The 25,040-nt window shown below is 60.0% G+C and carries 20 protein-coding genes and 1 tRNA gene; 10 read left to right on the plus strand and 11 right to left on the minus strand.

All coding sequences use genetic code 11. From position 1 onward, the window contains the following. The first annotated feature begins 8 nt into the window (after window positions 1-8). The 3 genes from ACR9YP_RS08530 to ACR9YP_RS08540 all read left to right on the plus strand — a co-directional run bounded on the left by ACR9YP_RS08530 (window position 9) and on the right by ACR9YP_RS08540 (window position 10,775). On the plus strand, window positions 9-4,889 hold the full coding sequence (locus ACR9YP_RS08530) for a MupA/Atu3671 family FMN-dependent luciferase-like monooxygenase (protein ID WP_474219378.1): 4,881 nt from the start codon (window positions 9-11) through the stop codon (window positions 4,887-4,889). Further along, a complete protein-coding gene (locus ACR9YP_RS08535) occupies window positions 4,886-9,076 on the plus strand; it encodes a type I polyketide synthase (RefSeq protein WP_474219379.1) in 4,191 nt (1,396 codons plus the stop codon). Before ACR9YP_RS08530 ends, ACR9YP_RS08535 begins: the two co-directional genes overlap by 4 nt. A gap of 220 nt (window positions 9,077-9,296) precedes the next feature. Further along, window positions 9,297-10,775 carry an MFS transporter gene (locus ACR9YP_RS08540; protein WP_474219380.1) on the plus strand — a complete coding sequence of 493 codons (1,479 nt, stop codon included), beginning with the start codon at window positions 9,297-9,299 and terminating at the stop codon, window positions 10,773-10,775. 382 nt (window positions 10,776-11,157) lie between these two features. On the opposite strand, the gene ACR9YP_RS08545 is transcribed toward ACR9YP_RS08540, so the two are convergent. Further along, entirely contained in the window at window positions 11,158-12,510 is a 1,353-nt protein-coding gene (locus ACR9YP_RS08545; protein ID WP_438111506.1) for a transposase, read from the minus strand. A gap of 122 nt (window positions 12,511-12,632) precedes the next feature. Beyond that, complete coding sequence (locus ACR9YP_RS08550) at window positions 12,633-12,860, minus strand: response regulator transcription factor (protein ID WP_438103198.1); 228 nt, start codon at window positions 12,858-12,860, stop codon at window positions 12,633-12,635. Window positions 12,861-13,618: 758 nt separating this feature from the next. Here ACR9YP_RS08550 and ACR9YP_RS08555 point away from each other — a divergent pair. Then, entirely contained in the window at window positions 13,619-14,557 is a 939-nt protein-coding gene (locus ACR9YP_RS08555) for a LysR substrate-binding domain-containing protein (protein WP_438103196.1), read from the plus strand. Between the two features lie 491 nt (window positions 14,558-15,048). After that, window positions 15,049-15,315, plus strand: a complete 267-nt coding sequence (locus ACR9YP_RS08560; protein ID WP_438103194.1) for a helix-turn-helix domain-containing protein — start codon at window positions 15,049-15,051, stop codon at window positions 15,313-15,315. 29 nt (window positions 15,316-15,344) lie between these two features. Here the strand turns inward: ACR9YP_RS08560 and ACR9YP_RS08565 are convergent, their stop codons facing one another. The 3 genes from ACR9YP_RS08565 to ACR9YP_RS08575 form a co-directional block, all read right to left on the minus strand. Continuing rightward, complete coding sequence (locus tag ACR9YP_RS08565; RefSeq protein ID WP_474219383.1) at window positions 15,345-16,157, minus strand: tyrosine-type recombinase/integrase; 813 nt, start codon at window positions 16,155-16,157, stop codon at window positions 15,345-15,347. 51 nt (window positions 16,158-16,208) lie between these two features. Then, entirely contained in the window at window positions 16,209-16,619 is a 411-nt protein-coding gene (locus ACR9YP_RS08570) for an integrase arm-type DNA-binding domain-containing protein (RefSeq protein WP_438103188.1), read from the minus strand. Between the two features lie 305 nt (window positions 16,620-16,924). Next, a tRNA-Leu gene (locus tag ACR9YP_RS08575) sits at window positions 16,925-17,009 on the minus strand. Window positions 17,010-17,161: 152 nt separating this feature from the next. Between ACR9YP_RS08575 and ACR9YP_RS08580 the strand changes: the two genes are divergently transcribed. Continuing rightward, complete coding sequence (locus ACR9YP_RS08580; protein WP_474219384.1) at window positions 17,162-17,701, plus strand: disulfide bond formation protein B; 540 nt, start codon at window positions 17,162-17,164, stop codon at window positions 17,699-17,701. Between the two features lie 149 nt (window positions 17,702-17,850). On the opposite strand, the gene ACR9YP_RS08585 is transcribed toward ACR9YP_RS08580, so the two are convergent. Beyond that, window positions 17,851-18,936 carry an AbrB family transcriptional regulator gene (locus ACR9YP_RS08585; protein ID WP_438103184.1) on the minus strand — a complete coding sequence of 362 codons (1,086 nt, stop codon included), beginning with the start codon at window positions 18,934-18,936 and terminating at the stop codon, window positions 17,851-17,853. Window positions 18,937-19,034: 98 nt separating this feature from the next. After that, on the minus strand, window positions 19,035-19,316 hold the full coding sequence (locus ACR9YP_RS08590) for a PsiF family protein (RefSeq protein WP_474219385.1): 282 nt from the start codon (window positions 19,314-19,316) through the stop codon (window positions 19,035-19,037). A gap of 200 nt (window positions 19,317-19,516) precedes the next feature. Between ACR9YP_RS08590 and ACR9YP_RS08595 the strand changes: the two genes are divergently transcribed. Next, window positions 19,517-20,008, plus strand: coding sequence for a hypothetical protein (locus ACR9YP_RS08595; RefSeq protein WP_474219386.1), 492 nt, complete (start codon window positions 19,517-19,519; stop codon window positions 20,006-20,008). A gap of 46 nt (window positions 20,009-20,054) precedes the next feature. Here the strand turns inward: ACR9YP_RS08595 and ACR9YP_RS08600 are convergent, their stop codons facing one another. Beyond that, the gene (locus ACR9YP_RS08600; RefSeq protein ID WP_438103182.1) at window positions 20,055-20,603 is read right to left on the minus strand and encodes a TetR/AcrR family transcriptional regulator; all 549 of its coding nucleotides are present in this window, start codon (window positions 20,601-20,603) and stop codon (window positions 20,055-20,057) included. A gap of 116 nt (window positions 20,604-20,719) precedes the next feature. On the opposite strand from ACR9YP_RS08600, the gene ACR9YP_RS08605 reads away from it, so the two are divergent. The 3 genes from ACR9YP_RS08605 (at window position 20,720) to ACR9YP_RS08615 (ending at window position 22,383) form a co-directional block, all read left to right on the plus strand. Then, window positions 20,720-21,145 (plus strand): acyl-CoA thioesterase, encoded by a 426-nt coding sequence (locus ACR9YP_RS08605; RefSeq protein ID WP_474219387.1) that lies wholly within the window; start codon window positions 20,720-20,722, stop codon window positions 21,143-21,145. 3 nt (window positions 21,146-21,148) lie between these two features. Then, window positions 21,149-21,625, plus strand: a complete 477-nt coding sequence (locus tag ACR9YP_RS08610; protein ID WP_438103180.1) for a PaaI family thioesterase — start codon at window positions 21,149-21,151, stop codon at window positions 21,623-21,625. 98 nt (window positions 21,626-21,723) lie between these two features. After that, window positions 21,724-22,383 carry a DsbA family protein gene (locus tag ACR9YP_RS08615; RefSeq protein ID WP_438103178.1) on the plus strand — a complete coding sequence of 220 codons (660 nt, stop codon included), beginning with the start codon at window positions 21,724-21,726 and terminating at the stop codon, window positions 22,381-22,383. 179 nt (window positions 22,384-22,562) lie between these two features. Here the strand turns inward: ACR9YP_RS08615 and ACR9YP_RS08620 are convergent, their stop codons facing one another. The 3 genes from ACR9YP_RS08620 to ACR9YP_RS08630 form a co-directional block, all read right to left on the minus strand. Then, window positions 22,563-22,769, minus strand: a complete 207-nt coding sequence (locus ACR9YP_RS08620; RefSeq protein ID WP_091891332.1) for a hypothetical protein — start codon at window positions 22,767-22,769, stop codon at window positions 22,563-22,565. An 82-nt stretch (window positions 22,770-22,851) separates the two neighbouring features. Next, complete coding sequence (locus ACR9YP_RS08625; RefSeq protein ID WP_370990190.1) at window positions 22,852-23,922, minus strand: carboxylesterase family protein; 1,071 nt, start codon at window positions 23,920-23,922, stop codon at window positions 22,852-22,854. Between the two features lie 22 nt (window positions 23,923-23,944). Next, window positions 23,945-24,916, minus strand: a complete 972-nt coding sequence (locus ACR9YP_RS08630; RefSeq protein ID WP_438103175.1) for a S1C family serine protease — start codon at window positions 24,914-24,916, stop codon at window positions 23,945-23,947. Window positions 24,917-25,040 lie beyond the last annotated feature (124 nt).

Consider the following 25,040-nt stretch of genomic DNA (forward strand, 5'->3'; position numbering starts at 1 on the left):
CCTTGTGGTTGAGACGCATCGAGAAGAGCCCTGAAACGATCGCGCTCCGATGCGAAGATATTGCCCTTACGAATCGCACGCTTAAGGAGAGAGCCAGCGCAATCGCTGATCGTGTTTTGGCAGTTGCCCAGAACGGGCAGGAAATTGCCATTGTCGCTGGTCGAAGTCATCATCTCGTGGTTGCGATCATCGCCGCAGCCTTGTCGGGGCGGAGTAGCTCAGTGCTGTCGCCCTCGATGTGGCGACGCGATCTTGTTGCGGCGACCTCCGGAAAGATCGTTCTCACCGAACGAACCTTACTGGCGAGCTTTCCATCCTCGTCGGTCATCGGCGTAGACGATTGGGACAACATCGAGCTGTTGGATGGCGCCCCCCACATCGAAGCAGGGCTACCACAATCCGACAAGGTTTTGGCGGTCGGATCAAGCAAGGCGATCGTCGCGGATCCAATTGTGACCTTTGTTCACGGCTTGGAGCAACACCGCTTCCATCCGACGCGAATTGCACTGTTCTCGGATAGTCAATCAAAAGAGTTCCTGGCGGAGCTCTGGGCCGGATTACTTTTTGGCTCCGTCACCCATTTGATGCCAGCCGCGAACGAGTCTTTGGCGGCACTCGTTAAGACGTTCTCTTCTGGGACGGATGCGCATGGAAGCATGTCCATCTTTTTGACGCCGGCTACGGCGGATACCCTACTGGCTGCGATCCCAGATCTACTGAGGGCCACGGACGGGATTATAGTCCACGGCACCGGGCTTAATCCCGCACATTCTGCTGCGGTCGCTGCACACGCGGCAAGCCACAGCACCCTTGTCGCACTCACGGCAGTGGGACAAACACCCGTGTTTCTGCCGATCAGCGCAGCGGATGCCGACCCGTTGGTCGCGATTCACGAAGCTAACGGCGATGCATTGTTGGTTATTGCCGACAGAGTCGGCGAACCAGTCGCGCCCGGAGCGATTGGCCATGTTTGGCTGCGCTCACCTTCCGGAGCGCTCGTACAGATAGACGCGCAAGGCTGGAAGACGCCAGCCGGCCGTGAAGAGATCTTTGTTTCTGCCGAGTGGCACATCTCGCACGTATTTGAACCACAGCGGAGCCAACTGATTACCTACTGGCGCGAGCGCCTAGCAGGCCTCGCCCCGTGCATCGACCTGCCAGAAGACAGGCCTCGTGCGCCAAAAGTAAACACTGGATACGCAAGCATCACGAAAACCCTTCCCTCTGAACTGGAAGCTCGCGTCACCGCGTTTGGCAGGAGACAGAACACGTCCGTGCAGACGACTTGTCTCGCGGCTTTCGCCTTGGTTCTACAGCGATACAATCGCGATACGGATATCGCAATTGGCACGTTGTTCCCGCGGAAGCAGGGCGCTTTAATTCAATCGAACGGTGGCGTCTTCACGGATGTCGTCGTGGTGCGGCCTGCGGTCTCAATGTCGCGCTGCTTTTCGGAGTTCACCGACCGCCTGACGGCAGAGGTGATCCGCGATGAAGAACACCGAATGCCGTTTGCGGACCTCGTCGAGGTTTTGCGGCCTGATTCCGATGCCGCACACGGCGCGGTTTGCCAGGCATTCTTCGCATTTTTGCAAGACCAACCTGATCTGATAGAGGACGAAGCGACGGGCGATGGACTTCGACCCATGGGTCTGGGCGGTGCGGCCCATGGAGATCTCGCACTGAACGTTATCCGTAAAGGCTCGTCACTCATTGTTCGACTCGCCTATTCGACGGTTCTATTCGACGAAGCGACGGCAAGCCGTATCGTCGGGCACTTCGTAACTATGCTCAGCGAAGGCGTTAGCCGCCCGGAAGTCGATCTTGCACTTCTGGAGATTTTACCGGCGACCGAGCGTGATCTTCTCCTCACAGAGTGGGCCTACGGCACAGTTGAGGTGGAAAATCGCCATCTCGTTCACGAACGCATTTTGGCTCAGGTCGAGCGTACTCCAAGTGCTCCGGCCGTCGTCGATGCTGTGCGTACGATGTCATATCGAGAACTCGACGAGGCTGCGAACGCCTTGGCAGTACACCTGCAATCTCTCGGCGTTGGTCCGGACTCCGTGGTCGGCGTTTACATGGGACGCTCCGTTCAAACGGTCGTCGCGTTGCTCGGAATTCTAAAGGCTGGCGCCGCGTACCTGCCCCTCGATCCTGAATACCCGAGCGACCGCTTGTCCTTTATGATTTCCGATTCAGGAGCCGCGATCGTCGTTTCGACGGTATCAATGCTTTCTGCGGCTCGTTCCCTAGGAGCCAGCGTGGTCCCGGTCGATGCGGTCATGAATTCGAGCGTCGAACTAAAGCCCGTCAAGACCGCTTCGGCACACCTCGCCTATCTGATTTACACCTCCGGTTCGACAGGACGACCAAAGGGCGTTCGCGTCACACATGGAAACCTCGCGACATTCCTCACGGCGATGGATTCCCAATTCGGCGGCGACGCGCCAGGCACGTGGCTCGCGGTTACAAGTATCTCTTTTGACATCTCAGTACTGGAGATTTTCTGGACATTGACAAAAGGCTTTCGGGTGGTGATCCGAGCCGATCAAAAGCTCCAAAGGTCTACGTCCTCGCCACCGTTGCCTGCACGTCCGGCTTCCGCTTCGGAGCGGTCGATGGAATTCAGTCTCTTCTTTTTCGGCAATGCCACGTCTGACCAGGATATCAAAGCCGATCGTTATCGTCTGTTGTTCGATGCTGCCAAATTCGCAGACCAAAACGGCTTCACCGCCATATGGACTCCGGAGCGCCACTTCCACGCCTTCGGTGGACTCTATCCGAATCCGTCCGTCCTGTCGGCGGCGTTGGCCGCCACAACTCAGCGGATCAGCATTCGCGCGGGAAGCGTCGTGCTGCCACTCCACGACCCCTTACGTGTCGCCGAAGAATGGTCGCTCGTGGACAATCTATCCGGCGGCCGTATTGGCGTAGCCTTTGCGTCGGGTTGGCAGCCCGATGACTTCGTGCTCGCCAGCGATCAATACGAAGGCCGAAAGCAGAAGATGCTCCACAGTATTGGAGAGGTTCGAAAGTTGTGGAAGGGCGGGACGGTACGTCGGCGGAACGGTGTTGGTAAGGAGATTGACGTTTCCGTATACCCGCGGCCGATTCAGGCCGAACTGCCAATCTGGTTGACGAGCTCGCGTCACCCCGAAACGTTTATCGCTGCAGGTGAAGCCGGCGCCGGAGTTCTCACCCATTTAATCGGTCAGAGTCTGGATGAACTTGCCGGGAAAATTGCGCTCTATCGAGATGCATGGAGCCGGAGCGGCCGGCCGGGGCGTGGACATGTCACCCTGATGGTACATACCTTCGTGGGTAATGACGTGCACCGAGTTAAGGACTTGGTGCGCCAACCACTCAAAGACTACATCCGGTCTTCATATGATCTGATGGCGGGTTTGGGCGTTGCACGTGGGGTCAATATACGAGACCTCCCAGAGCAGGAATTGGAGGGTCTGCTCGACCTTGGGTTCGAGCGCTTCTTTAAGGAATATGGACTCCTCGGCTCGATCGGCGACGCCGCGACGACCGTGGCAAGGCTGTCCGAGATCGGTGTCGACGAAGTCGGGTGCCTGATCGATTTCGGAATCGACGATAAGATCGTCCTAGAGGCCCTGTCAGATTTGGCCTCAGTTAGAGAATTGTACCTGAACAAACGAGCGGCAGACAAGGCGGCGTACCAAGGTGACAGCAGTGTTGTCGACGATATGCGACGTCATGGCGTCAGTCACATCCAGTGCACCCCCACCCTTGCAAGCATGCTCTTAGCGGAGCGCGACTCGGGCGCTCAGATGCAACATCTGCACCGACTCCTAGTCGGCGGCGAAGCACTACCGCCGGATTTGGCTTCTGCCCTTGCTAATGCCGTTGGTGGCACAGTTCACAACATGTATGGGCCGACTGAGGCGACCGTGTGGGCAACCTCTTGCGCTGTGTCACCCGGTCAAGCGCCAAAGATTGGCCGACCGCTGCCAGGCTATCGCGCCTATGTCGTCGATGCCGCGATGCGGCCAGTTCCTATCGGCGTAGCGGGTCAATTGATGATCGGAGGCGGAGCCGTTGCTGACGGTTATCATGCCCGGCCCGAACTAACGAGCGAACGGTTCACACCAGGCCATCTCTCAGCCGACGGCGATGGGCGCCTCTATCACACGGGTGATTTGGTCCGATGGCGCCCATCCGGGGACCTGGAGTTCCTCGGAAGAGTTGACCAACAAGTCAAGCTGCGAGGCCGGCGCATCGAGTTGGGAGAAATCGAAGCTGCGATCGGTGCTCACGAAGCGGTTAAGCGTGTCGTCTGTGACGTGCGTGGAGACGGCGATGGACGGCGAATTGTTGCCTACGGCGAGATTGTTACCGGGCGTGCGCCCCCAACTGTTGCTGAGTTGCGCATTCTCTGTTCACGCACCTTACCGGACTACATGGTCCCGTCGGACTTTGTCTGGATTGACGCCCTGCCGCAGACGCCCAACGGAAAGATCAACCGGCAGGCGCTCCCAAATCCGGTCGTGCGTCACGATGTTAACGAGGGGGATATAGCACCGCTTGGCGATCTCGAGGAGAAGATCGCAGCGATTTGGCGAGAGGTTCTAGACATCGATAGAGTCGGTCGGAACGACAACTTCTTTAGCCTTGGTGGAAATTCCGTACTGATTGTTGGCGCTCGGAGTCTGCTACTCGACCGCGTCGGGGACATCTCTCTCGTTGATTTATTCCGCTACCCGACGGTCGCGAAACTCGCGGGCCTATTCGCGGCGCGCGCTCAACCACAAGAGGCCAATGACAGCGCGGCGTCTCGCGCTGCGGAAGCGGCGGCGCGCCGCCTCGCCGCTTCACGCGGCCGACGAACACGGATCGGTACTACAGGAGAATCAGCGTGAGCTACGAGGATATAGAGGCGATTGCAATCGTCGGCATGACAGTGCGCGTCCCCGGAGCGCGGACCACCGACGAACTTTGGCGCAACATTTACGGAAAGGTTGAATCGGTGGCATGGTTCAACCCCGCCCAATTGGAGGGTGCCGGAGTTCCGCGCCAGCTTTATAGTGATCCCGCCTATGTTCCAGCCGCGGCAGTCCTCACCGATGCCGACCAATTCGACGCGGAATTCTTTGGCATCAGCCGGAGCGAGGCGACGATGCTTGATCCGCAGCATCGGATGTTCCTGGAATGCGCTTGGGAGGCGCTTGAGGACTCTGGTTATGACCCTCACCGATTCGAAGGAATGATCGGCGTCTATGGCGGCTGCTACGTGAACCGCTACATCTTCAACCTTTATACCAACGAGGAATTCGCACGGTCGCCTCTGGTCCATTACGCGTGGCGTTACAACGACAAGGACTTCATCACGGGGCAGGTGGCCTATCAGTTCAATCTTCGAGGTCCGGCCATCACCGTCCAGACTGCCTGCTCGACCTCGCTGGTCGCAACGCATTTGGCATGTCAGGCGCTGCTTTCTCACGATTGCGATATCGCGCTGGCAGGGGGCGTTACCATACGAGTGCCGTTAAGCGCCGGCTACTTGGCGCCGGAAGGGGCGATGTTTTCGCCGGATGGCCGTTGTCGACCGTTCGATGCTGCTGCCAACGGAGTGGTTCCGGGTGAGGGCTGCGCAATTGTCGCATTGAAGCGGCTGAGCGACGCGATCGCCGATGGCGACAACATCCGGGCGGTAATCCGAGCAACGGCAATCAACAATGACGGACGTAACAAGGTCAGCTTCGCAGCACCTAACCCGGAGGGGCAGATGCGGGCGATCATCGCGGCGCACACCATGGCCGCGGTAGACCCAGACACAATCGGATATGTGGAGGCGCACGGGACTGGCACGCGTCTCGGAGATCCCATCGAGGTGTCGGCATTGACGGATGCCTTTCGCCTCCACACGAAACGCCGGAATTTCTGCGCTCTGGGTTCGGTAAAGGCCAATATCGGGCACCTCGATGCCGCAGCCGGGGCGGCTGGACTAATCCGGGCGGTGTTGGCACTCGAGCGAAAATGTATCCCGCCACAGGCGAATTTTGTAGAGCCGAACCGCGAACTCAAGCTCGATACCTCTCCCTTCTATGTGCCAACAGAACCCCAGGAATGGAATTCTGTTGATGTGCCGCGCCGAGCTGCTGTCAGCGCGTTTGCTGTAGGCGGCACGAATGCCCATATTATTCTCGAAGAAGCGCCCCCAAGAGCCGATGTCGCCGAGCGCCGCCGAACGCACGAATTACTCGTATTATCCGGGCGCGATAAGAAGGCAGTCGATGCGGTGGCAGCGCGTCTCGCCAACCACATCGATGAACATCCCGATCAGAACCTTGCGAGCGTGGCCTTCACCCTCTCGGAGGGGCGATCGAAACTGCAATCGCGACGCTTCGTCGTAGCAGCAGACGCGGCCAGCGCAGTGCGCGCCTTGCGTGAGCCCGCACAGGCGGTCACCCCCGAAGGGGCAGAGCCCCGAATCGTATTCATGTTTCCCGGGGTAGGCACCCAGTACCCTGACATGACACTCGACATCTATGAAACTGAACCTGAATTTCGGAAACAGGTTGATCTATGCGCCTCTCTTGTGTTGCAGCGTCTTGGTATGGACGTCCGCCACTACCTGTTTCCCTCTCGTTATCCGGGCGTCGAGGTGGATCGGGAGTCGGTGCCGCACGTGCTGTCGGCTATCTTCACCGTCGAATACGCCCTTGCTAGGCTTTGGCAGTCTTGGGGAGTCAAGCCCGACGCCATGCTCGGTCATAGCCTGGGCGAGTATGTTGCCGCATGCATGGCCGGAGTTTTGTCGCTACCCGATGCGCTAGGCCTAAGCGTGAGGAGAGGGCGCCTTTTTGACCTCATTCCGGAAGGCCGCATGATGGGCGTTCCTCTTTCGGCATCTGAGATCAAGCCGTTCCTTGGCGATAAGCTATCCTTTGGGGCGGTAAATGGCCCTGGACTCTGTCTGGTCTCTGGACTCAACGCCGATCTCGAAGCCCTCAGCGAGAAGCTGGCGCAGCGCGGGATCACGTGTCGCGTCTTGCCCGTGCGAATGGCAAGCCACTCCTATTTGGTTGATCCTTATCTCGAGGATTTCACGAAGACTGTGGCTGAATATCACCTTTCGCCGCCGACAATTCCCTATATCTCCTGCCTCACCGGGAATTGGATCGGACCGGAAGAAGCAACAAATCCTGGCTATTGGGCTCGACAACTTCGATCACCCGTTCAATTCGAGTCCATGGTCCGCACCGCTCTCTCTCAACCGAACACGGTGTTGCTCGAGGTTGGACCCGGCAATACGCTCTGCACGCTTGCCAGCGCACAACGTCTGGAATCGCGCCCGAATGCCATACCATCGTTGCGTCACCCCAATGATCCGCGTACCGACTTCGAAAGCCTGTTAGGTGCAGCCGGCCGGTTGTGGCAGTCTGGCGTAGCCGTTGACTGGAAATCCGCGACCGCGGCTGACACGCCGCACCGCGAATCGCTGCCGACCTATCCTTTCCAGCGCAAGCGGTATTGGATCAACCGTGGCAGAGCTATCGGCCCTGGATCAAGCGCCGACGAGTCAGGTCATACAGAAGGAACATTCTCTTCCGAAGCCAATCCGATCGATGTAGTGGATAATATCGCGAACGTACATATGTCCGAACGCGAGCGAGCTGTCGCGGAGATTTGGCGGAGCCATTTAGGTTACAACGAGATCGGTCTTGATGACCATTTCGAGTCCGTCGGCGGCCATTCGCTGCTTGCGGCCCAGATGCTGCCACATCTTCGCGCACTAAGCGACGCGCCTATCAAGGTGACGGATTTCTTCGGCTCACCAACCATCCGCAAATTAGCTGCACTGATTGATGCCGCAGGGACCCGATCCACCGTGGATTTGTCCGCGGAAGTGGTTCTAGATCCGGCAATTCGAGCATCCGGCCTTCCCGTCACCGGTCCGGGACCAGCATCAGCAGTTCTGCTCACCGGCGCTACGGGATTCCTAGGTGCGTTCCTGTTGTCTGAACTTCTTCAGCAGACGGAAGCAACCGTCTATTGCCTGGTCAGGGCGGCCGATCCGGTAGAAGGGGAACAGCGGTTGCTGGAGACATTACGAAGCAACCAGTTGCAAGCCCCGAAGCCCGGTCGGCTTGTCGCCATTCCAGGAGACCTCGAGAAGCCCAGGTTGGGCGTGCCCGCCGCAGACTACGAGGTCCTGGCTGGTCGTCTCGACGCAATATATCACTGCGGAGCACGTGTAAATTTCGTCCGGCCATATTCGGTTCTAAAGACCGCAAACGTCTTGGGAACCGAGGAGATTTTGCGCTTGGCAACTCGTCGTCGTCTCAAGACCGTCCACTACGTTTCGACGCTTTTCGTCAACACGGGAGCAATTGCAGCCGGCGCGAAGTTCGTTGGCGAAGAAGATCCGCTTTTTCCTCCGGTTGGACATTCATCGTCTTACACAGAGAGCAAATGGGTTGCCGAAGGCCTCTGTCGTCTAGCCGCTGCACGGGGCGTACCCGTCGTGGTCTATCGGCCAGGTAACATCCTTTGTCATCAGCACACCGGGGCTTGCAATCCGGAGGATTTCTTCACCAAGTTTGCTCAGGGGTGCGTCGACCTCGGCTTAGCCCCGCGCCGGCGCGCAGCTTATCCGGTCGGCGCGGTAGACGACGTCGCACGGATGGTGGTGTTGTTCTCGCTGCAAGAAGATGCGATCGGCCGCACGTTTCATCTTGTCCATCCCGAAACGCTGGAATGGGAAGACATGTTCGGTCATTTGGATGAGTTTGGATATGAAGCGCCACTCGTGTCGTGGGAAGAGTGGCACGCGGCCTTCGCCCGAAAGGTTGACTCGGGGAGTGACAATGCTCTCCTGCCTCTGACCGATATGATTGACAACGTGAAAGTCGATAATCACGATTGGCCTCGGTTCGGTGTAGACAATTCTAGACGCTTCCGAGAACGACTCGGGCAGCCATATCCGGTACTCGACCGCAGCTACTTTGCAAGAATGTTCGGACATCTTGCCGAACGAGGCCTGTTGCCTACTCCAAAGCTGAAAGCAGCGAGACGTCCACCCGTCCTCGCTCCTGTGAGATAGGCGTCCTAGATCTGAGCTGTTTCAGCGATTGAAGCCGGTTCGAGTCCAGATTCTGTTGTGCACTTGTCTCGCGTCCCGAACAGGCTTCCATCGCTTCGAATGCGTCGCCTTCCGCCTTCCGGAAGTTCTAACAACGTACATGCTCTGTGATGGATCCGCTCATCCGCCAGTGCTCCGTAACCCACACGAATGTAGTAACACCTTCAGATAGGGGACGACAGTGACCGTGGAAAGTTCGGCCCGCGCAGACGAAGCGACATCGCTGGTGAACATGTTGGTTCTTACGATTGTCGGAATGGTCTTATTCGTCGTGAATTTCGATATCACAGCGATCGTTATGGTGATGCCCCTCGTAAAACGGGATCTGGCACTCGATGTCGGCGGCTTCGCTTGGGTCATGGATTCCTACAGCATTGCACTCACGGCCTTTTTGCTAACCGCCGGCATTCTCGCTGACCGTTTTGGCAGACGCATGATGTTGCTTTGTGGCAATGCCGCCTTCCTTCTCGCGTCCCTTCTATGTGCCTTTGCAGGAGATCAACCGCTTCTCATCATTGGCCGCGTAGGCCAGGCTGTCGGTGCGGCCTTTATGATGTCCTCTGGGCTCGCAATAATTGGCAACCGCTATACGGATGCAACTAGTCGCGCGCGCGCGTTCGCCTGGACAGGAACAATGTCAGGAGCCGCAACTGCGCTGGGCCCGGCCGGCGGAGGCCTGATCGCCGACCTATTGGGGTGGCATTGGGTGTTTTTGATCAACATCCCCATATGCCTATTTATTGCAATCGCCGCGATCGCAGCAATCGACGAATCTCGCGATCCAACTAAGCGGAAGATTGATCTGCGCGGCATCGCGACGTTGAGTGCACTACTTGTCTCGGTCGTCTGGCTCCTACTCCATGGCCCACGCATCTCGACGTTCGAAGTTCCCAATTGGCTTGCAGTTCTCTTGGTGGTCGCGCTCTTTGTTGCCTTCTGGTTAACTCAGCGCTTCGGAACTCAACCGCTTATAGAACTCGATTTGTTTTCCAGCCGTACGTTTGTTGGATTTTGTCTCGTGCCAGTTGCGTTGTCGGTCGCTTACTGGGCGGTGCTGATTTATCTACCCCCCTTCCTGCAGGAGCGGTTGGGTCGTTCGTTTAGCGAAGCGTGGGTTTTGATGCTCGCTGCAACGATGCCGATGGTTGCATTGCCAATGTTTTCCGCTCGAATTGCACTGGCAGTGGAAGCGAGAGTCTTTTTTGGTGTCGGGCTTCTGATCGTCGCGATCGGGGCCTTTGTCTTGGCTGCGGCGGCACAGATGCAGCATCTCGTCATAGGCCTTATTGGCATGGCCATCGCGGGGTGTGCAAACGGTGTACTCAATCCGCAACTAACGGCGAGGATTGTCGGATCGGTACGTCGCGAGCAGGCGGGAGCGGCTTCTGCGATAAGCGTAATTCTCCGTCAGGGAGGATTCGCTATCGGGATTGCGATCTTCGGTGCTGTGCTGCGAACATCGCTGGAACAGCCCAATTCAATTTTGACCGGGTCCAATGTATTTACCACGATCTTTGCAATTGCCGCGATCGCTGCCCTGGTCGGCTCAGCGGCGGTGTTTGTCCTAATTGGACGGCATTCTTCGGATCGAGAATTGCCGTCCCCAGCGGCAGTCAGCTGCATGGATGACGATAGTCAGGGTAAGGCTCGGTCAGGGTAAGATTTATCGGGACGCGTTAGTGCAATCTTCCAGACCCAGACTCGGAAGAATCCCCAACGCCATGCGAGTGTTGGCAGTACTGCTTCAGCGACGAGTATTTCGTCGCTGTTTGGCCCGCGGCCCCCGGTACTCGGACGCCAAGTTGTTCCCTTAGCGTCCGAAGCAACTAAGGATATGCACCTCATCAGAGTTTCAGATGACGAATTGCCTGGCCATGCCTGGTGGTAAGTCATGGCGGTGTCGCGGCGATGTGTAATTCCATCCACATTCCCTCGCAGGCCATTCTTTGCAGATTTCCGTAGGATGCCGATTCTGTTGAAAAAGGCCGGCAGTATTTCGTTGTAATAGGTCGTCGCGACGTGGCCGAACTGCTTTACCGACCCTATGCGAGCCTCGGGGTAGGCATCGGGATCAGCTTGGCCATCTTTCGAAGGTTCTGGGCGGTGGCTGCGAGGATGAACTCGTCGCGCGCGCCGTTTGGACCTCGTAAACGCAAACGATCGAGCTTGAGAATGCGCTTGAGGTGCGCGAACAACATCTCGATTTTCTTGCGGAGCCGGCGCGAGGTGCCTCCCTCCCACGATCTCGCGATCTGGCGGGCCATGTCGCGAGCGCCCTCGTAGATCGAGCGCGGCACTCTCCGTGAAGCCTGCTTGGGGCAACACCGAGCCTTCAGTGCGCATCGATCACAATCGCGCTTGCTGGCGAGGTAAAGCATGGTGGCACCATCATTCACCAACGTTCCGGTCGTGGTAAGAACTTTGCCACTAGGGCAACGATAGATGTCCCCAGCATGGTCATAGGTGAAGTCGTCGCGCGAGAAGATCCCGTCTGTGCGGGCCGACTTGTCGAAGACTGTAACGTGCGGCTCGATCCCGTGCTCATAGACCAGCCAGGCGAGCATCTCGGCCGAGCCATAGCCGCTGTCACCGAGCAGCCGGCTCGGATAGAGATCAAACCGCTCCAGCGAGCGCTCAATCATGCGCTTGGCGGCCAATACCTCCGCCTGCCGGATTGCCGTCGTTGCCTCAACATCGACGATGATCGCGTTCTCGATGTCGACCAGATAGTTCGTCGAATAGGCGAAAAATGCTTGGCCGCCGTGCGCCCCCGTCCAGCGCGCCGCCGGATCGGAAGGTGATACGAACTTCGGGGTAACCTCGGTCGCGGCTCCGAAAGCGGCATCATCAAGGACAGCCAGATACTCATCGATTGCTCGGCCGGCAGCCTCCGGCGGAAGTCCCTTGTCGCCTTCGATCCCCTTCTGCCGATTGGCATCGGCCTTGATTAGGCTCGCGTCGACGGCAAATCCTTCACCCCCGACCAGTCGCTCCTCGATGCAGCGGCTCAAGACGCTCTCGAACACACGGCGGAAGAGGTCGCTCTGCCGGAAGCGGCCATGCCTGTTCTTGGAGAATGTCGAATGATCCGGCACCGCTCCATCCAGACCGAGCCGGCAAAACCACCGGTAGGCCAAATTGAGGTGAACCTCATCGCACAAGCGCCGCTCCGATCGGATGCCGAAGCAGTAACCGATCAGGAGCATCCGGATCATCAGCTCGGGATCGATCGAAGGCCGACCGATGCTGCTGTAGAAAGGCGCCAGGTCCCGCCGGACCTGTTCAAGATCGACAAACCTGTCAATCAACCGCAGCAAGTGATCAGTCGGGACATGTCTTTCGAGCGAGAACTCATAGAACAACGCGACCTGTTCGACTTGCCGATGCCCCATCATGATCTTCAGTCCTGCCAATTAGACAGACTGAATCACCGATATCTCTGCGTCGCAACAGCTGCCTTTTTCAACAGAATCTGCCGGTCAGAGAAGCGCCCCATTTTAGCTTGCAGACACGTTAGCTACTGCATGTCGTGCACGGCCGCCGGCGCAACAATGAGCCCCAGGCGGACTGCATGAAGACAAGCAGTCGTTCGAGAATTGACGCCGAGCTTTTTCATCGAGTTCTTAAGATGAAAATTAACGGTGTGGACACTTATCGACACAATGTCCGCGATCTCTGACGATGATTTCCCTTGAGCAGCCCAGTTGAGGCATTCTTTTTCTCGCGCAGAAAGACTGATGTTCATTGACGACGTCCAAACCTTCCAACTTAATGACGCACCTTATGGTTGTACACTGTGACGTGTCCAGATACCCGGTGAGGAATCATTTTCTACTCGCAGATGGTCAGCTCGAACGTCATCTGTTTTGAATACGCCAGATAGTACGTCGCCAATTGAGCGCTCATTCGCCATCTGCTGTCTTGCAAGCCGGCCCTTCTCCCCAGTAGCGAACAACCTTGCGAGAAGCCCCACGCGATTGTTACCAGTCAGGTCAACGCGATTTGTAGAGGCTTTTGGTGGGGCCGTGAGCGTAGCGGAGGCGCGATGTTCATGTGGACGGTTGCGCACATGACTTTCGCCGATGCATACAGAATAGCGCCGGTCGCGAACGAGCGCCGTTGTCAATATCTGTCGGCGAATGGACGCTCTAGCAGAAGCGCTAATATTCAACGCCGGACTGGATACGTTGATCACCTGGGTTTGGTCGGTAACTCGCGTGGAAAGGCTGACTGCAATTTCCGTCAGCTCAGCCGATGGCGCGGTGAGCTTCAATTGGGCGAACAAAAGACGCTCACGCGCGAAAAAGGCGGGTGAGGTCCCAGTTGGAGGCCGCTTAGCCCGCATCGCCTTCTGCAGTTGCATACAATGGAAGTTTGGTGACCGATGTTCGTTCGTTGAAGGAGCAATAGTCATGCGACCTTAATGCCGCACACCTCCGGGGCGAGGCGAATGATCGTTTCTCAAAACGGCATGAATCTGTATCATGCCACCGGAGGTTTCCAATGATCCGTCGCATGCCACCTTTCGGACCGCTTGTCGCGTTCGACGCAGTCGCCCGCCATCGCTCGTTTACGCGCGCGGCCGACGAACTGGGGGTTACCCAGAGTGCAATCAGTCATCAGGTGCGTCGCCTTGAAGAATTCTTCGGTACGCAACTTCTGATACGCCGCAATCCGGGGGTCGAATTAAGCGATGACGGGGCAAAGTTAGAAAGCGAGCTCGGGCCGCTCCTCAACGAGATGGCGGGTCTTGGGCCCAGTTTAAGAAATCGACCGGCCCGACAGACGCTGCGCTTGGGAGCCGGCTCATCGTTAGCCGGATGGTGGTTGGGGCGTCGATTGAGAAGCTTTCGCCATTTCAACTCGAAGATAGAGATCGATTTCCGGCTCGTCGAGTCCGAGGCTGTCGGTGAACCACCGCTAGACGTGCGGATATTGTGGACTACTCTCGCAGAGTCGCGTGCGACGCCATCGCAAGAACCGCTTGTACGCGAACGTATCTTTCCAGTCTGCGCGCCGTCTCTGCTTCCTCAGGGCATGCCTTTGTCGGATCCGACGGCGCTGCTCGATCTTCCGTTGATACAGAAAGGCCATCCCCCTGAGGGTGAATGGAGTTGGGGTTACTGGCTTGAAAAGCTCGGGCTTAAGCGAACCGAGCCGCGCGGTCTTTTATTGGGGGACATGGGCCTTTGCCTGACCGCCGCCGTGGAGGGGGCTGGCGTTGCCATCGGCCGCTCTCTCCTTGTCGCCGATGCAATCAGCGACGGGCGCCTCGTCCCGGCACTTACAAACGCTCCCCATGTGCTGTCAAACAAGGTTCACATTGTGCGTTGGAGCCAGGATCGCATTGGAGATCCACACATCAAAGTTCTGGTAAACTGGCTCGCGCAAGCCGCCGGGGACACGGATCGCGCTATCGCAAACGCCTCACATTCGTTGTAGAAATCTATTGATTTGTGAGGTGCTCTATTGCCAATTCATTGATCCGGTGGTGCCAACGAAACTAGGGAGTCGTCATTCGCCATCGGTCCCTAAACATCTCGCCGCTGGCCAGTGAGTTCCTCGATTCTTGTGACTAGGCACCTTGGTAACGAGCCGATGGGCTGAGGGATACAGTGCCGGATGTAAGTCGGGCAACAATCCTGTTGCAGATTGATGTGCTGGCAATATCCTCGCGCATCAATCTTGTTTCGTTCTTCCGCTGCAGGCAGTTTATGACGCTTGGACCGCTCACGCCTTGTTGAACAGTTTCACCATGTGCGCCGAAGCTTGCTAGAGCTTGATTTGCACATGACGTAACTCGATTGAAATTGCCACAGCTCAGTTCGCGAACTTTCGGAGCCGTTGAACTGCCTTCACTATTGGGTTTTTCTAATCCGATCTGTCTCCCGCGCGCTGTAACCAAGCGACTGCTTTCGTGACAAGGAGAGGCTATGACGGATGATCTGTTGGAAGAGGATGGGCGGAGCCCGCCCAGAAGCTCGCTTTCGTCTACGAACGATCGCGACGGGAAAGTGGTCCCGTTTCGGGAGCGACTCAGCTGCACGGTGGACGAAGCTTGCACAGTAACGGGCTTGGGACGCACGAAGCTTTATGAGTTGATTGGATCAGGCCAACTTGTCACGACAACGATCGGGCGTCGGCGCTTGGTGATAGTGCGATCGCTTCTTGAACTTGTGGGCACAACTATTTCGGCGTGACCAAGCCTTAATCAGCCTGATAGGCGCGCTCAGCGCTGCGCGCCTCCCTTGATCGAAATGACCCTCTTGGCATCGAGCCAGTGGTCGATCCGATCAGCCCAATGCTGCATCAGCTTTGTGCGCGAGCCGATCAGCGCGAGTGGGCCGTGCTTCTTGTAGAGACCTTCGACGGTAGAGTTATCGAGATGCGCGAGCTGCAGCTCGACGACATCACCATCCCATGCCTTGGCGTCCTTGATCTCTTCGTGGTGAGACAGGGTCGAGAAGGTGGTCCGGAATCCGTGGGCACAATGTTCAGTCTTGGTGTCAATGCCAAGCAGTCGCAAGCGCTTGTTGAGCGTGTTGTTCGACAGCGGCGTGTCCCTCGAACAGGAGAACGCGTACCGGCGATGGCCGGTTAGCTTCTGAACGCTCCTAAGAATTGAAAGTGCCTGGCGTGACAGAGGCACGACGTGGTCCCAGCCGGTCTTCATCTTGGCGGCTGGAACAGTCCAGCGTTCGGTGTTCCAATCGACCTCGGTCCACTCCATTTCATTGACCATCCCGGGGCGAGGAACGGTCAGCGCGTCGAAGCGCAAGGCAAGGCCAACAACGTCACTAAACCTCGCTCTCGTCCACGGTGCGCTGATGAGCTTAAAAACGCGCGTCACGTCGCGTGGTTCGGTGACGCCGGGACGTGGCGTCGAAATGTTCGTAATCATCTGCCCATTCAGGTTACGGAATGGATTGTAGCCGTCTCTTTCGACGTCGGCATAGTCGCAGATTTGCTCACCGATGCTGCGCACGCGGTCGCGGGTTTCCAGCTTCCCGTCGGCTTCATATGCACGCATGAAAGCGAGCACGTCCGGACACTTAATGTCCTGCCTGCATAGCTTGCCGAAGCGACCCTTGACTTAGCCGACGCGAAGCTCAAGCACCTCGATGGTCTTGGGATCGCGCACCGCTACGATCCTGCCGCGTTTGACTTTCTCCACTTTTTTCTTCGCAAGCCACTCGTCCGCCCATTGCCCGAAAGACCGGGCGGCCGCCTGCCTGTGCTTGTCCAGCTGCTTCTCGGTGCTCGGATCTTTTCCTTCCTTAAGCTGGTCTTTGGCCTTGTCGCGCTCGCGCCGCGCGTCAGCAAGAGAGAACGAGCCATCGCTGCCATTGCCGTAAGGGCCATGGAGTAGGTTTTCTGACGGCCGTGGAAGCGGTAGCTCATCCGCCAGAGTTTGGAAGCAGCGTGGCCGGGCCTGCTCACGTCGGGCGTGACGAATAGATAGAGGCCGCCGCCGGTCACGTCGGAAATCTTGGCCGGGCTCCACGCGCCCCCACCGAATTTCGGTCGGACGGCGCGGCAGTCGACGTCGGTCCTGATTTGTTTGGGGTTTACGTGCGCGCCGTCGTTCTTGCGGGCCATCTGCTCAATTCCTTCGTTCGGAATAGCGGAAGTCACCGTGAACGTCTGTTCTCCCGATACCAACAAAAATACCAACAAATCGAGCGGCTGGGGTCGGATGAGAACAAACGGTGACGAACACCGACTTATGCAGAAGTGCCTATTTTTCAAGGGCTTGGAGTGCTGCGCGGACGGCTGCGGACGCTGACGAATGGGCCCGAACAACCTAGTTGGTGCCCCTGGCCGGAATCGAACCAGCACTCCTTGCGGAACTCGATTTTGAGTCGAGCGCGTCTACCAGTTCCGCCACAGGGGCCTTCGGTCGGCCCAAGGGACGTCGCGAAGCCGGCGGACTATAGCCATGGACAGGACGGGGTCAACCCGCGCCAAAGTGATCCCCGCCGTTCTCGACAGCCGCATGGGCCGGCGTTAGAGGCTAGACGCGCGACCCATCGGAGAGAGGCTGCCGTGACGACCCGGAGTGCTGCCATACCAGCGTTCAAGCCGGCCAGCGCCGGTCCCGCGCTGACCGCCTCACTGCTCGTCACGCTGATCGCCGCCGCCACGATCGCGGGCGCCTGGTTCTTCCAGCTCGTGCTTGAGATCCTGCCCTGTCCGCTCTGCCTGGAGCAGCGCTACGCCTATTATCTCGCGATCCCGCTCGGTGCCCTCACGGCGCTTGGGGCCAGAAGCGGCGCGCCGCGAGCGCTGCTGCTCGCTGCGTTGGCGATCCTCGCGCTGGCGACGCTCGCCAATGCCGGTCTCGGCACCTATCACTCCGGTGTCGAATGGGGATTTTGGCAGGGGCCGACTGACTGCTCCGGTCCCGTGGTCAATCTCGGCAACGCCGGCGACCTTTTCTCGCGGCTCGACACCGTGAAGGTGGTCCGCTGCGACGAGGTGCAGTGGCGCTTCCTCGGCCTCTCGCTTGCCGGGTACAACGTGCTGATCTCGCTGCTGATGGCCGCGATCGCCGCATGGGGATTTGTGCGGACGGCGAAGCGCTAGGTAGCTGCCGTAGGGTGGCAAAGCCACTTGTCCGCCGTAGCTCGAAGAGCGAAGGCGGAAGCGTGCCCACCATCTCTAGCAACACTGCCGTAAGAATGGTGGGCACGGCGCTAATGCGCCTTTGCCCACCCTACGAGAGCTGCACCCCGTCAATCATCCACATCGTCTTGCGTGCGTCCGAACAAGTGCACGATGCCGGGTGTCGCGATCGTCACGAAGACGAAGCGCGACAGGTGATGGGCGCCGACAAAGATCGGGTCGATGTGCAGTGTCAGGGCCAGCGCCAGCATCGCGTCCATCGCGCCTGGTGCGAAGGCGACGACGACATCGGAGAATTTCACCGGCGTGGTGAGCGCGACGATGCCGACGAAGATGGCGGAGACGGCGATGGCCACTGTAAACGAGCCCAGCGCTGCGTTGATATGGCCGGCGAGCGTCTTGATCCGCATCCGCGCGAAGCGGCTGCCGATCAGGGCGCCGATGCCGACCAGCGCCACGCCGCGTACCCAGTTTGGCAGGCCGCCCTCGACCCAGCCCGCGCCATGCAACACGCTGGAGGCGATCATTGCACCGAACATCCAGCTCGCCGGAAACTTGATCAGCCGCAGGACCAGCGCCGCAGCCAGCGAGGCTGCGGCCAGCACCACGAGGCCGAGCGGCGAGGCGATCGTCGTCGTCAGCGACGGTGCTGCGGAGGGCGCCACGCCCGCGATCGCCAGCACCATCGGCAGCGCCGCGGTGAGGATGATGACGCGCATGGTCTGCACCACCGCGATGCCCGGCAGGTCGGCGCCGCGCTCGACCGCCAGGATCGTGATCTGCGACAGCGCGCCGGGACTGCCGGCAAGGAAGGCCGAGGTGCGGTCCCAGCCATGGACGCGCTGCAGGTAATAGCTCGATCCGAAGGTCGAGCAGAAGGTCGCGAGCGCAAGCAGGCCGATGGTGACGGGATAGGCGCTGACCTGCTGGATCAGATGGCGCGAGACCACCGAGCCCAGCGAAATGCCGAGCAGCACCAGCACGGTCTGGGTCAGGATCGGCGGCAGCGCCAGCTGGCGGCCGGCGATTGCGGCGATCCCGACCGCGATCATCGCGCCCGAGATCAGCCCGCCGGGAAGGCCCGCGACGAGAAACACGAGGCCACCGGCGGTGCCGATGACAAGCGTCTCCATCGTGCTCAAGACGTTGGCACGGCTCGGCCATTCGAACGGCAGGGAGGCGACGATTTGTTTCACGCCACCTTATCGCAAATCAGCGAGAGGCGCACAATTGCAGGCTCGTCATGCCGCAATGCGCATGCCTCTCACTGATGTTCGCGGAGGTCGGGACGGACTTACTTCTTGTCGGCGGCAGGGGCAGCGGGCGTGGCGGTGCCGGCCTTCGCTTCCTTCATGCACTCGCGGCGAAATTTCTTGCGCTCCTTGCCCTTCAATCCCTTGGCGTCCGCCTGCTTGGAGCATTCGAGCAATTCGGCCGAGCGCTCCTTCGGCGCCTTCTTGTCGGCGGTGGCAGCAGCGTCGGTTTTGGCGGCCGGCGCGGCGGTCTGTGCGAAGGCCGTGCCGGTGGCGAGCAGGGAGACGAGAGCGAGGGCGGCGAGGCGGGAGGTGAAGGTCATGTGTTGCACTCTTCTTGGGAAAATTGCGAAGGTTTGGGAACGTCGGCTCGCTTTGCTGAACGCGACATGAATGAGTTGAGCGACGGGATCACTATATTTTGCCGGCGCAACCCATCGCATCCTTGTCGCAAGCGGCCGACACGCTAGGATAGCAATCCTCGTTTCACTTCCCTCGAGGAAGATCAGGAGGAGACCCAGGGATGACCATTCAGACAAAATTGTTGTGTGCGATTGCAGCGTCAGGTGTCGCGGCATTGGTAGCGAGCGCGCCGGCGCAGGCACTGACCGCGCAGGAGTGCAGCGCAAAATATCAGGCGGCCAAGAAGGGCGGCTCGCTCGGCACCATGAAGTGGAATGACTTCCGCAAGGCCCAGTGCGGTGCAGACGCAACGCCTGCCGCTGCGCCCACGGCGGCTGCTCCGGCTGCGCCCGCCGCTCCTGCCGAGCCGAAGCAGGCGAAGAAGGAGGCCGCGCCCGCCGCCGCGCCGACGCTGCCGGCTGGACCCGCGATCTATCCGAACGCGGTCGATCCGAAATACGCCAAGGAGACCCCTGGCAAGGCGCGACTCCACACCTGCGTCGACCAGTACAATGCCAACAAGACGACCAATGGCAATGGCGGCTTGAAGTGGATCCAGAAGGGCGGCGGCTATTACAGCGAATGCACCAAGAAGCTGAAGGGCGCCGCCTGAACTTCGAATTGATGCAACGGCCGGAGCAACGCTCCGGCCGTTTTGTCTAGTCCAACAGCTTCTCGGCCGATTTCGCCACGAGCTGCGACCGCTTGCGCGGGCCGCGCTCGACGAACAACAGGCTCTGGCCGAAGATGAAGCAGTAGAACAGGAAGGCCTGCGCCTCGGCGTCCTCGGCCCCAAGGCCGGTCGCGCGATAGAGCTCGGCGACGTGCTTGAGCCGCGCGGCGTCCACGCTCGCCACCGCCGCCGCCGCGCCCTCATCCGAGCGGGCCCATTGCCGGATCGCGAGCTCGATCGCCATGGCTGCCGGATTGAGCCGCTCGGAATAGAGCTGGATCACCGCCTTCAGTCGCTCGCGGGGCTGTTGTCCGTCGAGACTCGTCTGTTGCGCGATCGCCGCGGTACGTCCCTCGCGCCAGCGTTCCAGAATGGCTTCGAGCAGTGCGGCCCGGTCGGCGAAGCGGCGATAGAAGCCGCCCTTGGTGACGCCGAGATTCTTGGCGAGCACCTCAACCCGCACGCCCTCGACCCCCGAGCGGGCGAGCTCGGTAAACCCCGCCTCGACCCAGACATCGCCCTTGCCGTCGCTCATGAAGGAAGCCTCGCCGGATTCTTGATACGGTGCCGTATTGCTAGCGCGACGGAGCTGTGATACGCTACCGTATCAATCCGCAAAAGGCGGAAGAAAATGCCAGGGAGCGAATTGCGATGGAGGAGGCGACCTATCGCGGCACGGTCTATCCGTGGCAATGCGATCATGTCGGCCACATGAACATCATGTGGTACGTCGGCAAGTTCGACGAGGCCAACTGGAATCTGTTCGCCCGGCTCGGATTGACGCCGAGCTATCTGCGCAGCTCGGGCCGCGGCATGGCCGCGGTGCAGCAGAACATCGCCTACAAGCGCGAGCTGCTCGCCGGCGACATCGTCGAGATCCGCAGCCATCTGCTCGAAATTCGCGACAAGACGATCCGCTTCCGGCACGACATGGCGAATGCCGAGACTGGCGAACTCGCGGCGACGTGTGAGATCATGGGCGTGCACTTGGATCGCCAGCAACGCAAGTCCATACCGTTCGCCGAAGCCATCCGAGAGATCGCCATGAGGCACCTTTCCGTGCCGGCGGAGGCGTGAATCATGGTCGCATTCGAGCCGAAAAACCCGGATTACCGCGCGGCGGCCATGGCGATGTTCGCGGCCCAGCCGGCAATGCACACGCTCGGCATCTCGATTGTCCAACTCGCCCCGGGCGAGGTGGAGCTGGCGATGCCGCATTCGGCTGCCTTCACGCAGCAGAACGGGTTTGTCCATGCCGGTATCATCACCGCAGGCCTGGACAATGCCTGCGGCGTCGCCGCCTTCACGCTGATGCCGCGTGAAGCGGACATCCTCACCGTCGAGTTCAAGACCACGCTGCTCGCACCTGCTAGGGGCTCGCGCTTCGTCTTCAGGGCCGAGGTGGTCAAAGCCGGCCGCACGCTGACTTTCTGCGAGGCCAGGGCCTTTGCCGAGCATGGGGGCAAGACGACGCTGATCGCTGCCATGACCGGCACGCTGATGGCGATGCTGCCGCGCGCTGCGGCCTCGCAAGCGCCGGCCGCGATCCGCGCATAGCATGGCGATGACATCGCGCCCGTGACGCTCTATATCAGCCGTAACAATTCCCGGTCCCGAATCGTATTTGCGGCGATGGGACCGAAACGGGACGAGATATGGCTGGATCTGGGAATAAGCGCCTTGTGACGACGCGGCGCGCGGCGTTGACGTTGATCGGGGCGGGCGCCTTGGCGGCGGGCGGGATCACTTTCGCGCGCGCCGCCGCCGATGACGACGAGGTGCTGACCGAAACCAAGGTGCTGCGCGATCCCGACACGCCGGTTGCCGGCAATCCCGACGGCAACATCACCATCGTCGAATGGTCCGACTACAATTGTCCCTATTGCCGCAAGCTCGAGCCCGAGCTGCGCCAAGTCGTCCAGGACGACGGCAAGGTGCGGCTGGTGATGAAGGATTGGCCGATCCTCGGGCCGGTCTCGGTCACGGCGGCGCGGACCGCGCTCGCGGCGAAATTCCAGGGCAAGTACCATCAGGCCCACGATGCCATGATGGGCGTCAGCTCGCACCTGACCGAGCCGCGCATCAACGAGCTTCTTGCTGGCGCAGGCGTCGACATGGACCGCCTGAAGCGCGATCTTGCCGGCCACGCCAAGGACATCGACGCCATCCTCAAGCGCAACAACGAGCAGGCCGAAGCCTTTGGCTTCCGCGGCACGCCGTCCTTCATCGTCGGCAAGTACCGCGTACCGGGCGTGCTGAGCATGAACGAGTTCGAGCAGGTCATTGCCGACGCACGCAAGGCCAAGATGAACTGAGCCGAGCGCTAAAGCATGATCCGGAAAAATGCGCAGCGGTTTTCCGAAAAGATCATGCTCAAACAATAACCTAGAGCGCGATGACAATTCATCCCAATCTCATCGCGCTTTAGTCATCACGCAACACAAAGGCGCCGCCGCGGAGTTCGCGACGGCGCCTTGTTCATGATGCGGCGTCGCTACTTCGACGAGATCCGGACCCAGTCCCTGTGCGCACGGTCGCGCAGTGCGTCCCAATCGGCCTTAGCGACATCCCAGTTCACGATGGTGCGATTGGTGATCGCGACCTCGCCATTGGCGACCGACGACGTCTGCATGGAATCATAGACGTAAACGCCGCCCGCGAGCAGCAGCGCGCCCAGGATCATTCCAAAAAAAGTCTGCATAGCGAACCTCCGGTGACCGGCGATAACGTCGGCCCGGAGCAATGGTTCCCGCGGCAGTACGGCACAGATAAGGACGGATCGTTCATGTCCCATTCAGCCACTGCAGCAGCTCCGCGTTGATTTCGCGCGGATAGGTGTGACTGAGGTCGTCGATCTCCCGATAGGTGACGTCGGCGCCAGCGGCAGAGAGCGCCGCCTGCGTCTGCCGCGCGGTCTGCACCGGAAACATCCAGTCGAGCCTACCGTGGATGATGAAGACCGGCAGGCGCTGGAGGCGCGCGGCGTCCGCCATTTCCGCCATCAGCGGATGGAAAGTCGCCGACACCGGCGCAAGATGCGTGAAGGGCGAGGCGGCGTCGAGGCCGGTGACATAGCAGAAGGTGCCGCCGTCGCTCATGCCGGTCAGCAGCATGCGCGAGGCATCGATGCTCCAGCGGCCGCGCACGGTCTCGAGGATACGCATGAGGTTCGGCGTGTCGCCATCATCGCCCATCAGCGCCCAGGTCGGGCCGGTTGCCGTCGGCGCCACCAGGATTGAGCCAAGGCTGCGCGCATCGCGCAACCAGCTCCACAGGAAACCGCGCCCGTTGCCACTGCCGCCATGCAGCGCCATCACCAGCGGCATGGCGCGATCGGGCGTGTAATATTCGGGCACATAGACCGAGAAGCCACCGCGGCTGCCGGGCTCGTTGTGATCGTGGAAGATGCCGGTATTTTCGCTCGCGCCGACTTCGAGCCGCGACAACAGGTCGGCATTTTCGCGATTGGCAGCGTTGAGAAAGAAGCTGCTCACGGGCGGAAACTGCAGCGCCAGCGGATAGAGCGCCTCCTGTGCCCGCGGCAGGTGGCGCAGCGCGCGGAACACCGCGACGAGATCGCCATTGCCGCGCTCGATCTCGCGAATGCCGGCAAAGGCGGCGAGTGTCTCGTCGCAGGCGCGATCGAGCCGACCGCGTAGGCCGGTGAACTGCTCCGGCCAGTCGCCGATCGCTGCCTGCGCCGCTTGCAGCGCCTCGTCAGGCGCGCCGATCGCGTTCATCACCGACGCGAAGGCCGGCGGATGCAGATGCCGCTGGAAGAAACCGAGCGCCTCCAGCGCATTGAGCAGCGGCGGCAGCACGGCCACAATGTCGTCCACCACGGCCTCGGTCATCGCCGCTTCCTCAAGCCTTGCGTCAGTGCAGCTTCGGCGCCTTCAGGAGCTTGAAGCGATCGGTCGAGGTCACCGTGACGTCGAAGGTGACGCCTTCGTGATGCACGGTGAGCGGCACGTCGACGCCAGCGGCGCCGAGCGCCCACATCTTCTTGTAGAAGCCGGTCTGGCTCGTGACCTTGTCGCCGTCCACGGCGAGGATGACATCGCCGGTCTTGAGCTCGGCGCGCGCGGCCGGACCGTTGGCGGAGATCCCGATCACCACCACGCGGTTGTCGATCTCGGTCGAGTAAAGCCCGAGCCAGGGCCGTGCCGGCTTGTTGACGCGGCCGAACTTGCGCAGGTCATCGAGGATCGGCTTCAAGAGATCGATCGGCACAATCATGTTGACATGCTCGGCCTTGCCGTCGCGTTCGCGCTCGAGTTGGAGCGAGCCGATGCCGATCAACTCGCCGCGTTCGTTGAGAAGCGCGGTGCCGCCCCAGTTCGGATGTGCGGGATAGGTAAAGATGGCCTCATCCAGCAGATATTCCCAATAGCCGGCGAATTCCTGCTTGGCCACGATCTGGCTCGCAACCGAGCGCGTGCGGCCGCCGGCGCCGCCGACCACGACGCGGTCGCCGATCCGCGTTTCCGCCGAGGTGCCGAGCGGCAGGGGTTCGACGTCGAGCTGGCCGAGCGCCTGTACCAGGCCGAAGCCGGTGACGGAATCGAAACCGAGCGCATGCCCTTCGACGACACGCCCGTCGGCGAGGTGCAGCCATACGGATTCCGCCTCGGTGATGAGGTAGCCGATGGTGAGCACCAGCCCGTCGTCGATCACGACGCCGTTGCCGGCGCGTTCGGTGCCCAGCGTCTCGGCGCTGAAGGCGTCCGGCGGGATGATGGCGTGCAGGCCGACGACGGAGCCGAGCGCGCGGTCGAGATCGAAACCATAATCGCTCGCACGCGGCTGATTGGCCGGCGGCACTCTCCATTCGGTCAGGGCGGGCATGGAGTTCTCCTGGCTGAGAGCATCGCTCCGCCGTGGCCGGCGGAACGAGGTGCGAAGCACGCATAATTTAGGCCGGAGGACGCCGTCTTGAAAGCCTCGTTCCCAACTATTCCAGAGAACGCCG

The sequence above is a fragment of the Bradyrhizobium sp. BR14999 genome (genome assembly GCF_056106085.1).